The organism is Microbispora sp. KK1-11, from assembly GCF_006874435.1.
Classification (GTDB): Bacteria; Actinomycetota; Actinomycetes; order Streptosporangiales; family Streptosporangiaceae; genus Microbispora; species Microbispora catharanthi.
In genome coordinates this window covers 339,829-352,861 of record NZ_VIRJ01000003.1, presented here as the reverse complement: position 1 = coordinate 352,861, position 13,033 = coordinate 339,829, and the positions used below count along the sequence as shown (strand labels likewise).

At 70.9% G+C, this 13,033-nt stretch carries 13 protein-coding genes; 5 read left to right on the top strand and 8 right to left on the bottom strand.

Annotated features, from left to right (window positions below; all coding sequences use genetic code 11):
- Positions 1-177 precede the first annotated feature (177 nt).
- Positions 178-1,902 (bottom strand): 2-isopropylmalate synthase, encoded by a 1,725-nt coding sequence (gene leuA / locus FLW16_RS07180; RefSeq protein ID WP_142558891.1) that lies wholly within the window; start codon positions 1,900-1,902, stop codon positions 178-180.
- Between the two features lie 278 nt (positions 1,903-2,180).
- Between leuA and FLW16_RS07175 the strand changes: the two genes are divergently transcribed.
- Complete coding sequence (locus tag FLW16_RS07175; protein WP_142558889.1) at positions 2,181-2,426, top strand: DUF2630 family protein; 246 nt, start codon at positions 2,181-2,183, stop codon at positions 2,424-2,426.
- Positions 2,427-2,501: 75 nt separating this feature from the next.
- Positions 2,502-3,584: an N-acetyltransferase gene (locus FLW16_RS07170; protein ID WP_142558886.1), complete on the top strand. Its 1,083-nt coding sequence runs from the start codon at positions 2,502-2,504 to the stop codon at positions 3,582-3,584.
- A 170-nt stretch (positions 3,585-3,754) separates the two neighbouring features.
- On the opposite strand, the gene FLW16_RS07165 is transcribed toward FLW16_RS07170, so the two are convergent.
- The 7 genes from FLW16_RS07165 to urtA all read right to left on the bottom strand — a co-directional run bounded on the left by FLW16_RS07165 (position 3,755) and on the right by urtA (position 10,483).
- The gene (locus tag FLW16_RS07165) at positions 3,755-4,591 is read right to left on the bottom strand and encodes an SgcJ/EcaC family oxidoreductase (protein WP_142558883.1); all 837 of its coding nucleotides are present in this window, start codon (positions 4,589-4,591) and stop codon (positions 3,755-3,757) included.
- A 72-nt stretch (positions 4,592-4,663) separates the two neighbouring features.
- On the bottom strand, positions 4,664-5,713 hold the full coding sequence (locus tag FLW16_RS07160) for a sigma-70 family RNA polymerase sigma factor (RefSeq protein WP_142558881.1): 1,050 nt from the start codon (positions 5,711-5,713) through the stop codon (positions 4,664-4,666).
- Between the two features lie 194 nt (positions 5,714-5,907).
- A complete protein-coding gene (urtE, locus tag FLW16_RS07155; protein WP_079312194.1) occupies positions 5,908-6,600 on the bottom strand; it encodes an urea ABC transporter ATP-binding subunit UrtE in 693 nt (230 codons plus the stop codon).
- Positions 6,587-7,348 carry an urea ABC transporter ATP-binding protein UrtD gene (urtD, locus tag FLW16_RS07150; protein ID WP_142558880.1) on the bottom strand — a complete coding sequence of 254 codons (762 nt, stop codon included), beginning with the start codon at positions 7,346-7,348 and terminating at the stop codon, positions 6,587-6,589. Before urtD ends, urtE begins: the two co-directional genes overlap by 14 nt.
- Positions 7,345-8,397 carry an urea ABC transporter permease subunit UrtC gene (gene urtC, locus FLW16_RS07145; protein WP_142558878.1) on the bottom strand — a complete coding sequence of 351 codons (1,053 nt, stop codon included), beginning with the start codon at positions 8,395-8,397 and terminating at the stop codon, positions 7,345-7,347. Before urtC ends, urtD begins: the two co-directional genes overlap by 4 nt.
- Complete coding sequence (urtB, locus tag FLW16_RS07140) at positions 8,394-9,248, bottom strand: urea ABC transporter permease subunit UrtB (RefSeq protein WP_142558877.1); 855 nt, start codon at positions 9,246-9,248, stop codon at positions 8,394-8,396. Before urtB ends, urtC begins: the two co-directional genes overlap by 4 nt.
- An 8-nt stretch (positions 9,249-9,256) precedes the next feature.
- On the bottom strand, positions 9,257-10,483 hold the full coding sequence (urtA, locus tag FLW16_RS07135) for an urea ABC transporter substrate-binding protein (RefSeq protein ID WP_185949296.1): 1,227 nt from the start codon (positions 10,481-10,483) through the stop codon (positions 9,257-9,259).
- Between the two features lie 182 nt (positions 10,484-10,665).
- On the opposite strand from urtA, the gene FLW16_RS07130 reads away from it, so the two are divergent.
- From FLW16_RS07130 to FLW16_RS07120, 3 genes are read left to right on the top strand one after another with little or no spacing between them, the layout of a single operon-like run.
- Positions 10,666-10,968 (top strand): urease subunit gamma, encoded by a 303-nt coding sequence (locus tag FLW16_RS07130; RefSeq protein WP_139579487.1) that lies wholly within the window; start codon positions 10,666-10,668, stop codon positions 10,966-10,968.
- The gene (locus tag FLW16_RS07125) at positions 10,965-11,321 is read left to right on the top strand and encodes an urease subunit beta (RefSeq protein ID WP_142558873.1); all 357 of its coding nucleotides are present in this window, start codon (positions 10,965-10,967) and stop codon (positions 11,319-11,321) included. The genes FLW16_RS07130 and FLW16_RS07125 overlap by 4 nt, the downstream gene beginning before the upstream one ends.
- A complete protein-coding gene (locus tag FLW16_RS07120; RefSeq protein WP_142558870.1) occupies positions 11,314-13,032 on the top strand; it encodes an urease subunit alpha in 1,719 nt (572 codons plus the stop codon). The genes FLW16_RS07125 and FLW16_RS07120 overlap by 8 nt, the downstream gene beginning before the upstream one ends.
- The last annotated feature ends 1 nt before the right edge of the window (position 13,033 follow it).

The following is a 13,033-nucleotide window of genomic DNA, read 5'->3' as shown; positions in this document are numbered from 1 at the left end:
ACCGTGTCGGTCACGAGACATGCGAAAGGCGGCAGTCGGGGATCTCCCGGTTGCCGCCTTTCGCGTGTTTCACGACGGCCTTGTGGGCCGGTCAGGGCGTGCGCTTGCGTTTTTGCGCAAGATCACGGGCAGCGAGACAGCAGGTCCTGCCGCATCACTGTGAGATTCAGGAGGCTGTCAGGCGCGGGTGGCGCGGTTGACGGCGGAGATGATGGCCTTGAGCGAGGCGGTCGTCGTGTTCGCGTCGATGCCGACGCCCCACAGGACCTGCGTGCCGTTCGGCCCGCCGACCTCGCACTCCACGTACGACGCGGCCTTGGCGTCGGCGCCCGCGCTCATCGCGTGCTCGGTGTAGTCGAGGACCCGCACCGGCACCCCGATGCTCTCCAGCGCGTCGCAGAAGGCCGAGATGGGGCCGTTGCCGACGCCCTCGATCTCCCGGATCTGGCCGTCGACCCGCACGTCGGCGTTGATCGCGTCCTTGTCGTCCACGGTGGAGGTGTGCCGGTGGGCCAGCAGGCCCAGGCGGCCCCAGGGGCTCGCCGGGTTCGGCAGGTACTCGTCGGCGAACCGCTCCCACATCTCGGCGGCCGTGACCTCTCCGCCCTCGGCGTCCGTACGGGCCTGGATGACGCGGGAGAACTCGATCTGCAGGCGGCGCGGCAGGTCGAGCTGGTGGTCGGCCTTCATGATGTAGGCGACGCCGCCCTTGCCCGACTGGCTGTTGACGCGGATCACGGCCTCGTACGTGCGGCCGATGTCCTTGGGGTCGATCGGCAGGTACGGCACGGCCCAGGTGAACTCGTCGACCGGCACTCCGGCGGCGGCCGCGTCGCGCTCCAGGTGCTCGAGGCCCTTCTTGATGGCGTCCTGGTGGGAGCCGGAGAAGGCCGTGTAGACCAGCTCGCCGCCCCACGGGTGGCGGGGGTGCACGGGCAGCTGGTTGCAGTGCTCGACCACGCGCCGGATCTCGTCCATGTCCGAGAAGTCGATCTCCGGGTCGACGCCCTGCGAGAACAGGTTCATCCCCAGCGTGACCAGGCAGACGTTGCCGGTCCGCTCGCCGTTGCCGAACAGGCAGCCCTCGATGCGGTCGGCGCCGGCCATGTAGCCCAGCTCGGCGGCGGCGACGGCGGTGCCGCGGTCGTTGTGCGGGTGCAGGGACAGCACCACCGAGTCCCGGTACGCCAGGTTGCGGTGCATCCACTCGATCTGGTCGGCGTACACGTTGGGGGTGGCCATCTCGACCGTCGCCGGCAGGTTGACGATCACCTTGTGGTCGGGGGTGGGCTGCCACACGTCGTTGACGGCGTTGCAGACCTCGACGGCGTACTCCAGCTCGGTGCCGGTGAAGGACTCGGGCGAGTACTGGAAGTAGATGTCCGTGCCCTCCATCTCGGCCGCCAGCTTCTTGCACAGCTTGGCGCCCTCGACGGCGATCGCCGTGATGCCGTCCCTGTCCTGGCCGAAGACGACCCGGCGCTGGAGGGTGGAGGTGGAGTTGTACAGGTGGACGATCGCCTGGCGGGCGCCGCGCAGCGACTCGAAGGTCCGCTCGATCAGCTCGGGCCGGGCCTGCGTCAGCACCTGGATGACCACGTCGGAGGGGATGCGCTCCTCCTCGATGATCTGGCGGACGAAGTCGTAGTCGGTCTGCGACGCGGCGGGGAAGCCGACCTCGATCTCCTTGTAACCCATCCGGACCAGCAGATCGAACATCTTCAGCTTGCGGTCGGCGTCCATGGGGTCGATCAGCGCCTGGTTGCCGTCGCGCAGGTCCACCGCGCACCAGCGGGGCGCCTCGGTGATGACCTTGTCGGGCCAGGTGCGGTCGGTCAGCCGTACGGGCTCGAACGGCGTGTAGCGCCGGAACGGCATGGGACTGGGCTGCTGCTCATTCATGGTTGCTCCTCGTCGGGCGCACGGCGAGCCCCGGGCACGACGTTGCCGTCGGTTCGTTAGGAAGGGGGCGCCGTTGGATGAAACCAGGGCGGCCGACGCGCATGACTCTCGCACCGCGGCGAGGGAGCCGGCCTCTTACAGGCCCTCGCCGCGGCGGATAAGAAGGAGTCCGCGCAGCATGCCAAGCAGACTAGCAGACGCCCTCAGCCGGACGAGACACCCGATCACATTCCGAGACGGAGCACCAGGTTAGGGTGACTCGTGACGAAGGAGGCCACATGAAGGACGACGAGATCCTGAGCCGGATCAGCGAGCTGGTCGACGAGGAGCACTCCTTGCGGGAACGGCTGGTCGCGGGCGAGCTGACCTCCGAGGAGGAGCACAACAGGATCGCCTCGCTGGAAGAGCAGCTCGACCGCTGCTGGGACCTGCTGCGCCAGCGCCGCGCCCGGCGCGACGTCGGCGAGGACCCCGACTTCGCCTCCCCCCGCCCGGTCGACGAGGTCGAGAACTACATGCAATAGAGCCCTCACCCGCCGCCGTTCCACGATGTGAAAATCAGTCGCGCTCCTGACAAGGGGTGCGGAATTCTTGTCGGCATGCACATGAAGCGCGTCGCCCCCATCGAGAACGGCGCCGAGCAGGGGGAGGACGACCCGGACGGCCCGGCGGGCCACTCCCCTCTGGCCGGTCTGTACGACATCGCGCGCGCGTGCGACCATCCGGGTCCGGCGATGTCGTGGCGGCACTTCACGGCGAGCGTCCGGAGCGGGTCCGGCGGCGAGCGGGCCGAGGCCTGGGCGGCGTGCGACGGCAGCCGAACCGATGGCGACCCCGCCGGCCGCGGCCAGGCCATCGGCGGCCAGGCCGGCGGTGACGAGGTCGTCGGCGGCTACATCCTTCATTTGCCTCAGGACGACAACACGCACCTCGCACTGCTCCGGCTGATGACGCATCCGGGCCGCAGGCGCGAGGGAATCGGCGTCGCGCTGCTCGACCACGCGATCGGCCGGGCGCGCGACGAGGGCAGACGCGTCCTGATCGCCGAGGCCGCGGCGGACGGCCCGGGCACGGCGTTCGCCAAGGCCTGTGGATTCTCCCCCGCCTCCACCGAGACCCGGCTGGTGCTCGATCTGCGTACGGCCGACTGGTCCGGCCTCGAACTCCTCCGCGCCCGGGCCGTACGGCACGCCACGGGCTACTCGCTCGAACGGTGGGCCGGGCCGACCCCCGACGACCTGCTCGACGACATGGCCGCCCTGGCGGAGGGCATGAACGACGAGCCGCTGGGCGACCTCGCGATGGAGGACCAGCGGTGGACCGCCGACCGCGTGCGCGCCCGCGAGGAGATGCTCGCGCGGGCGGGCCAGCGGACGTACACGATGATCGCCCGGCACACGGCCGGCGGGGAGCCTGCGGGGTTCACCCAGCTCGTGGTGGACGCCGAGCGGCCGGAGGGATGGGCCCGCCAGAGCTCGACCACCGTCCTCGCGCCGCACCGCGGCCGGCGACTCGGCCTGGTGCTCAAGCTCGCCAACATCACCTGGTTCCGCGCGTGCGAGCCGTCCGTAGAGCGGGTGATCACATGGAACTCGGTCGCGAACCCGCGCATGCTGGCGATCAACGAGGCCATGGGCTTCGAGGTCTTCGACACCTGGCACCAGTGGCAGCTCGACATCTGACCATGGGCGCGGGCCGGCGGATGCGCTCTGGGTCCGTGTGGCCGTCGCCGTGACCGGCGCCGTCGCGGCCGCCGTCGCGCCGGTCAGGGCCAGTACGGGCGCGGCCGACGCCTTGCGCAAGATTCAGGCCCCTTGAGCCGGCGCACGCCACGCGGCGGCTCGACATCCGATCACGGGCGCAGGTCGGTCCTGGCTTCGCCGGTGTCCGGATCGCACGGGAAGGAGAGGTGCTGGTGGATCATCACCCACGCGCCCTCTCGCCTCTCGAACACGCGGGTTCCGCGTGACCATGTCTCGGTGCTCCCGCCGCCGGCCTGCTCGACCCGGATGCGGTTGAGCCCCCACGCGACCGCCAGGTCCTGCCTGGCCAGGATCTTGAGGTCGGGGACGTCCCAGCTCACGCCGTCCTGGGCGGCGTCGAGGCCGCGCGCGCAGACCTCGCGCACCGCCTCGACGCCGCGGTGCTGCAGCGGCTCGTCGTGCTCGTAGGAGACGACGTCGCGGGCGATGCCGGTCATGAGGCCGTCCAGGTCCCCGGCGGCGGTGCCGGCGAACCACCGGCGGTGCAGTTCGCGCACCTCCTCCTCGGCCGTTCCGGAATCGGCGTCCGGCTCGACGTACGGGAACGAGTGATGTTCGTGGGCGATCACCCAGCGGCCGTCCTGCCTGCGCAGGCCGAGCGTCAGCCGCAGGCGCATCCGCGGGTTCGCCGCGAGCTCTTCCGGGCCGCCGCAGCGCAACAGGGCGTGGGCGAACGCGACGTCCTCCCCCGCGGTCACGTCCAGCGACTCGATCTCGAAGCAGGCGCCCCGCGCCTGCCAGGCGAAAAACGGCGGCCACGTCTCGCGGTAGGCGTCCAGGCCGCGCACGCCCTCGTACGGCGGCGGCACGTCGAACATCACGATGTCGCCGGCGTGGTCGGCGACGACCCCGTCGATGTCGCCGCGGTGGACCGCCTCGGCCCAGCGCTCGATCAGGTCGCGGATCCGCTCGTGGTCGTCGGTCATCTGGCTGGGTCCTTCCGGGTTGACGCGCCGATGTCTCCTGTCAGCACCTACAACCCGCCGGAACCGCCGGACTCATCGCTCCGCCGCCGCCTCGGCGGGTGTCAGTTCCGCCGGCAGGCCGAAGGCCGGCAGGTGGGCGTCCAGGAACGAGACCACCTCGGCGATCAGCGGCCCGCGCAGCGCGAGCAGGTCCAGGCCCGCGGCGGCGTAGACCCCGCGGGCGTCGTCCCAGAGGTACGTGCCGAACGCGACCTGCCCGTTCGCCCGCGCCGGCAGGAAGCGCCAGCGCCGGTTCCCCGCCGTCTCCAGCAGGAAGCCGCGGATGCCCTCGTGCCCCTGATACCAGGCCGTCAGCGGCGGCATCGAGTACTTCGCGTCGTGGGTCAGCATCGCCACGATGGCGTCCACGTCCGCGTCCTCCCACGCGGCGGCGTACCGCCGGGCCGTCTCCCGCCACGCCGGTTCGCCGAGCAGCCCGAGAGTCCGTTGCTGGGTGGCCGGCGGGACCAGGCGGCCGAGCGTGGCGCGGGCCCGCTGTAGTGCGCTGTTGACCGCGGCGACGGTCGTCTCCAGCAGGCCGGCGACCTCGCCGGCGCCGTAGCCGAGGACGTCGCGCAGCAGCAGCACGGCCCGCTGCCGAGCCGGCAGGTGCTGCAGCGCGGCGACGAAGGCCAGCTCCACGGTCTCCCGCGCCACGACGCGGGCCTCCGGGCCCAGCTCCGCCGTCCAGCTCATCAGCCGGTCCGGGAACGGCTCGACCCACGCCGCCTCGACCGGCGGTACGCCTCCCGGGCTCAGGTCGGCGGGCAGCTCGCGCCGCCCGCGCCGTTCGATGAGTGTCAGCGCCCTGTTCGTGGCGATCGCGTACAGCCAGGGCCGTACGGATCCGCGGTCCCCTTCGTGGTCCTCGAACCGCGGCAGAGCGCGCCATGCCCGGTCCAGCGTGTCCTGGACGGCGTCCTCCGCGTCGTGGACCGACCCCAGCATCCGGTAGCAGTGCGCGCGCAGCTCGTCCCGCAACGGCCCGACCAGGCGCCCGAAGGCGTCGCCGTCACCGGAACGGGCCGCGGCCAGCAGTTCGGCGCCTGACTGCCCCGTCCGGTCGATCCGTTCCTCACCCATTCGCCCATCCTGCCCCGGCTCGGGAGGCGGCGCCGGAGACAGTGGAGGAAGCGGTCGGGCCGCGCGCAATGCCGGGTCCGGACGGGCCCCCACCGCGCGGGCGGTGCGGAGCCTCCGGCTCGGCCGAAGGCGTTCACACGTGCGATCGCTTCCTCCCCTCCAGGGTAAGCGCGGGGCCGGACCTGCGACAGGCCTCAGACGGACAACAGGCGGTGAACCTCCTCGTCCTGGAGCTCCCGTGCGGGGCCGGACCTGACGACCCGGCCGGCGTCGAGGATCACGAACCCGTCGGCCAGCCGCAGCGCGAGGTCCAGATACTGCTCCACCAGCAGGATCGCGAGACCGGTCGCGTGCAGGCGTTCGACGGCCTCCTCGATCTCCAGGATGATCGACGGTTGGATGCCCTCGGTCGGCTCGTCCAGGATCAGCAGCTTCGGCCGGGTGACCAGGGCCCGGGCCATCGCGAGCTGCTGCTGCTGGCCGCCGGACAGGAAGCCCGCCGGACGTTTGAGCAGCGGCTTGAGCCGGGGGAAGACCTCCAGGGCCTCCTCCAGCGCCGCCCGGTCCCGGTGCGCGGACGCCTCCAGCGTGACCAGGAGGTTGTCCATCACGCTGAGCTGGGGGAACGTGTCGTGACCCTGCGGCACGTAGCCCATGCCGAGCCGTACGCGCTGGTCCGGGCGCAGCCGGGTGACGTCCCTGCCCTCGAACGTCACCCTCCCGCCGGTCGCCGGGAGCACGCCCATGACGGTGTCGAGCAGGGTCGTCTTGCCGACCCCGTTGCGGCCCATCACGCAGACGAGGCGACCGGCGGGCACCTCCAGCGAGACGCCGAAGAGCACCCGGGCCCGGCCGTACCCCGACTCCAGTCCCTCAACGGACAGCATCCTCGGCACCCTCTCTCGCCCGTCCCAGATAGATCTCCTGTACGCGCGGGTCGGCCCGCACCTGCTCGACCGAGCCCTCCGTCAGCACCCTGCCCTCGTGCAGCACGGTGACCTGGGAGGCGTAGCGGCGCAGGAAGTCCATGTCGTGCTCGACCACGACCACGGTGTGGTCGCGGGCGACCTCGGTGAGCAGTTCGCCGGTGCGCTCGCGTTCGCCGGAGGACATGCCGGCGACCGGTTCGTCGAGCAGCAGCAGCCGGGGCCGCTGGACGATCAGCATGCCGATCTCCAGCCACTGCCGCTGCCCGTGGGACAGCACCCCGGCTCTGCTGCCCGCCAGCCCGGCCAGGCCGGTCGTCTCCAGCGCCGCCGCGACCTCCTCCGACACCCCGCGCCTGCGGCGCAGCAGCGACCACAGCGGGCGGCGGAACGACGCGGCCAGGTCGAGGTTCTCCAGCACGGTGAGCTCCTCGAAGACCACCGAGGTCTGGAAGGTGCGGCCCACGCCGAGGCGGACGATCTCGTGCTCCCTGCGGCCCACGAGGTCGCGCCCCTCGAACCGCACCGAGCCCGCGGTGGGCCTGGTCAGACCCGTGATCACGTCGATGAGGGTGGTCTTCCCCGCGCCGTTCGGCCCGATCAGGAAGCGCAGCTCGCCCCGGCCGACGGTCAGGTCCACGCCGTCGAGCGCCCGGAAGCCGCCGAAGGCGACTTCCAGCCCCCTGATGTCCAGGAGCGACTCGGTCACGTCCTCGCCTCCCTTCTCCGTACGAGATTGGCGGTCAGGCCCGCGATGCCCTTGGGCGCGAGCGTCATGACGAGCACGAACAGGGCGCCCTGCAGGTAGAGCCAGGCGTCCGGAAGCTCCTCGCTGAAGTACGTCCGCGCGTATCCCATGACGACCGCGCCGAGCACCGCGCCGGCCAGCGCGAACCGACCGCCGACCGCCACGGCGACGACGAGTTCGAGCGAGGGGACGACGCCGAGCAGGGCCGGCGAGATGATGCCGACCACGGGCACGAACAGCGCCCCCGCGATGCCGGCCATGCCCGCCGAGACGGCGAAGGTCAGCGTCTTCACGGTGGCCGGGTTGTAACCGAGGAAGCGCACACGGTCCTCGCCGTCCCTGACCGCCAGCAGCAGCCGTCCGAACCGGCTGCGGACGAGTTGCCCGGCGCCCAGATAGAGCGCCCCGAGCACGACCGCGACGAGCAGATAGAGCCCCCGCTGGGTGCCGTCGGCCGCCACATCCTGGCCGAAGAAGTCGAAGAAGTTGGTCAGGCCGTTCGTGCCGCCGGTCAGCCCCTGCTGCCCGACCAGCAGGATCACCAGCGCCGCCGCCAGCGCCTGGGTGAGGATCGCGAAATACGCCCCGCGTACGCGCTGGCGGAACACCAGCGCGCCGAGCAGCAACGCGACCGCGACCGGCAGCACGACGACCATGGCCAGCGCGAAAACCGGGTTGCCGAATGGCTTCCACAGCGCCGGCAGCTTCTCCACCCCGCTCCAGACCATGAAGTCGGGCAGGTCCCCGGCGGCGTCGTTGAGCTTGAGATACATGCCCATCGCGTAGCCGCCGAGGCCGAAGAACACCCCCTGCCCGAGCGTGAGCATGCCGCCCTGTCCCCAGGCAAGGCCGATGCCCAGCGCCACGATCGCGTAGCAGAGATACTTGGCCAGCAGGCCGAGGCGGAACGGCTCCAGCAGCAGCGGCGCCGCCACCAGGGCGAGCACCGCGACCGCCGCGAAGACCGCCGGGCCCTGCCATCGGCGTACGGACTGCTCCGGCGCCGTCATGTCAGCGCCCGCGACCGGACGAAGAACAGCCCCTGCGGCCGGACCTGCAGGAAGCCGATGATCGCCACGAAGACCACCACCTTGGCGAGGCTGGCGTCGCTCCAGAACTCGGCGTAGGAGTTCAGCAGGCCGAGGCCGGCCGCGGCCAGCACCGCCCCGCGAAGCTGGCCCAGGCCGCCCGCGACGACCACGAGGAACGCGTCCACGATGTAGTACGTCCCGAGCGCCGGGCCGACCGGCCCGATCAGCGTGAGGGCGACCCCCGCGACCCCGGCGAGCCCGGAGCCGATGAAGAACGTCCGCTGGTCGACCCGCCCGGTGTCGATGCCGCTCGTCGCCGCGAGCCTCCTGTTCTGCATCACCGCCCGCATGCGCCGCCCCTGCCCGGTCCTGTTCAGGTACGCCCAGATCGCGAGCACCGACGCCGCGGCGAGCGCCGTGATGAACAGCCGGTTGTACGGCAGGATCCCGATGCCGCCGCGCAGCCAGGCGGGCGAGGCCACCTGCACGTTGGGCGCCCCGAACAGGTCCCGGGCCAGTTGCTGGAGCATCAGGCTGACGCCCCAGGTGAGCAGCAGCGTGTCGAGCGGGCGGCCGTAGAAGCGCCGGATCAGCGTGCGCTCCAGGGCCAGGCCCATGAGCCCGGCGACCACGAACGCGGCCGGGAGGGCGATCAGGAAGCCCACGCCCTGGAGCAGGTAGGCCGTGTAGGCGCCCGCCATGATGAACTCGCCGTGGGCCATGTTGACCACGCCCATCTGCCCGAACGTGAACGTCAGGCCGAGGGCGATGAGCAGCAGGACCGCTCCGATCGACAGCCCGATCGGCAGCTGGTTGAGCACTCCCTCCATGTCGGCCGTCAGACCAGGCCGCCGGCCCAGGAGTACGTCTTGAGGTAGGGATCCGGCTTGATCGGTTCGCCGGAGTTCCAGACCTCCTTGATCTGGCCGTCCGGCTGGACGACCCCGATGCGCGCGGTCTTGTAGACGTGCTGGTTGTCGCCGTCGATGGTGACCTTGCCCTCGGGGCGGTCCAGGGACACGCCGCCGGCGGCCTTCTTGACGGCCTCCACGTCGGTGGTCCCGGCCTTCTTGACGGCCTCGGCCCACAGGTAGACGGCGTTGTATCCGGCCTCCATCGGGTCGGAGGTCACCTTGTCCGCGCCGTACTTCGCCTTGAACGCGGCGACGAACTTCTCGTTGGCCGGGGTGTCGGTCGTCTGGTAGTAGTTCCAGGCCACGAGCTGCCCGGCGACGTTGTCGACCCCGATGCCTTTGACCTCCTCCTCGGCCACGGACACCGACATGACCGGCATCTGGTCGGCGCTGATCCCGGTGCTCTTGAGCTGCTTGAAGAACGCGACGTTGCTGTCGCCGTTCAGGGTGTTGAAGACCGCGTCCGGCTTCGCCTCGACGATCTTGTTGATGAGCGTGCTGTACTCGGTGTGCCCGAGCGGGGTGTACTCCTCGCCGAGCACCTCCATTCCGTTCGCCGCGGCGTACGCCTTGATGATTTTGTTCGCGGTTCTCGGGAAGACGTAGTCGCTGCCCACGAGGAAGAGCTTCTTCTTGCCCTTCTCCTTCAGATAGTCGAGCCCGGGGACGATCTGCTGGTTGGTCGTCGCGCCCGTGTAGAAGATGTACGGCGAGCTTTCCAGTCCCTCGTACTGGACCGGATACCACAGCAGCGCCTTGCGCTTTTCGAAGACGGGGAGCATCGCCTTGCGGCTCGCCGACGTCCAGCCGCCGAAGACGGTGGCGACCCTGTCCTGCGCGATGAGCTTGGTCGCCTTCTCCGCGAAGGTCGGCCAGTCGGACGCGCCGTCCTCGACCACGGGCTGCAGCTTCTTGCCCAGCACGCCGCCCGCCGCGTTGATCTCTTCGATCGCGAGCAGTTCCGCGTCCCTGACCGTGACCTCGCTGATGGCCATCGTGCCGCTGAGCGAGTGAAGAATGCCCACTTTGATGGTGTCAGAGCCGCCGGACGAGGCTTCTGTGTCATTCGTGGACGATTGTCCGGCACAGGCCGCGAGCGTCACGGCCGCGAGCGTGAACGCCGCTCCGGTGCGCCATAATGAGTTACGCAAATGCCTCTCCCTTGCCGCCGCGGTCCCCGCGCCGATCCGTCTGCCGCCAAGGTGAGCGCGCGGTATTTCCCGCCGGAATCCCGGCGGTTAACAACTCATTAGCGAAGGCTCACCGCCGTCCGGATACGCATACGAAATCAGCGGGTAACGCGGGGGAAACGCCGGGTACTTATCGTCCCGCCATGCGGCTCACTCCACACGAACAGGAACGGCTCCTCATCCACGTCGCCGCGGGCGTGGCCCGCGAGCGCAAGGAGCGCGGCCTTCGCCTCAACCACCCGGAGGCGACGGCCCTCATCGCGTCCTTCCTCCTGGAAGGCGCCCGCGACGGCCGCAGCGTCGCCGACCTGATGGACGCCGGCCGCAAGGTCCTGCGGCGCGAGGACGTCATGGAGGGCGTGCCCGAGATGCTGGAGTCCGTCCAGATCGAGGCCACTTTCCCCGACGGCACCAAGCTCGTCACCGTCCACAACCCGATCACATGAGCGAGCGAAGCGAGCGAACCGGTGAGCACGGCGTCCCGGGCGAGATCGTGTGCGGCGACGGCGACGTGCCGCTGAACCCCGGCAGGGAGCGGATCACCCTGAGAGTCGTCAACACGGCCGACCGGCCGGTGCAGGTCGGGTCGCACTACCACTTCGCCGCGGCCAACCCCGGGCTGGAGTTCGACCGCGAGGCGGCCTGGGGCACCCGCCTCGACATCCCGGCGGGCACCGCGGTCAGGTTCGAGCCGGGGGTGGAGCGCGACGTCACGCTGGTCCCGATCGCCGGCCACCGGGTCGTACCGGGCCTTCGTCCCGAGTGGGCCGGGCCCCTCGACGGGAGGACCGATGTCTAGCGTCGAACGTTCCCGCTACGCCGCGCTGTACGGCCCGACCACCGGGGACCGGGTGCGCCTGGCCGACACCGACCTGTACGTCGAGGTGACCGAGGACCTGTCGATGGGGCCCGCCGGGGCCGGCGACGAGGCCGTGTTCGGCGGCGGCAAGGTCATCCGCGAGTCGATGGGGCAGGCGCGCACCACGAGGGCCGAGGGCGCGGCCGACCTCGTCATCACCGGCGCGGTGATCCTCGACCACTGGGGCGTGGTCAAGGCCGACATCGGCGTGCGCGACGGCCGGATCTCCGCCATCGGCAAGGCCGGCAATCCCGACACGATGGACGGCGTCCACCCGGACCTCGTCATCGGCCCGTCCACCGAGATCCTCGCGGCCAACGGCAAGATCGTCACCGCGGGCGCCGTCGACTCCCACGTCCACCTGATCTGCCCGCAGATCCTCGACGAGGCGCTCGCCTCGGGCGTCACCACGATCGTCGGCGGCGGCACAGGACCCGCCGAGGGCACGAAGGCCACCACCGTGACCGGCACCTGGTATCTCGGCCGGATGCTGGAGTCGCTGGACACCTATCCGGTCAACGTGGCCCTGCTCGGCAAGGGCAACACGGTCAGCGAGGAGGGGCTGCTCGAACAGCTCAGGGCCGGGGCGTCGGGCTTCAAGCTGCACGAGGACTGGGGCACCACCCCGGCCGCCATCGACGCGTGCCTGCGGGTGTGCGACGCCACCGGCGTGCAGGTCGCCATCCACACCGACACGCTGAACGAGGCGGGGTTCGTGGAGTCGACCCTGCGGGCCATCGGCGGCCGGGCGATCCACGCCTACCACACGGAGGGCGCGGGTGGCGGCCACGCTCCGGACATCATCACGGTGGCCTCGCACGCCAACGTGCTGCCGTCGTCCACCAACCCGACCCGGCCGCACACGGTCAACACCCACCACGAGCACCTGGACATGCTCATGGTGTGCCACCACCTCAACCCCGCCATCCCTGAGGACCTGGCGTTCGCCGAGTCGCGGATCAGGCCGACGACGATGGCGGCCGAGGACGTCCTGCACGACATGGGCGCGATCTCGATGATCGGCTCGGACTCCCAGGCCATGGGCCGGGTCGGCGAGACGATCATCCGTACGTGGCAGACGGCGCACGTGATGAAGCGGCGGCGCGGCGCGCTGCCGGGCGACGGCCCGGCCGACAACCTCCGCGCCCGCCGCTACGTCGCCAAGTACACGATCAACCCGGCGATCGCCCACGGCCTGGACGCGGAGATCGGCTCGGTGGAGCCGGGCAAGCTCGCCGACCTCGTCCTGTGGAGCCCGGCCTTCTTCGGGGTCAAACCGGACCTCGTCGTCAAGGGCGGCGTCATCGCCTACGCGCAGATGGGCGATGCGAACGCGTCCATCCCGACGCCGCAGCCCGTGCTCCCCCGGCCGATGTTCGGCGCGGCCCCGGCCACCGCCGCCGCGACCTCGCTGCACTTCGTCGCGCCGCTCGCGCTGGAGGACGGCCTGGCGGGCCGCCTGGCCGTGGGCAGGCGGCTGGTCCCCGTGGCCGACGTACGCGCCCGGCGCAAGGACGCCATGCCCCTCAACGACGCCCTGCCGGACATCCGGGTGGACCCCGACACCTTCGCCGTCCACGTGGACGGCGAGCTGATCGAGCCCGCCCCGGCCGAGTCGCTGCCGATGGCGCAGCGCTACTTCCTCTTCTGAC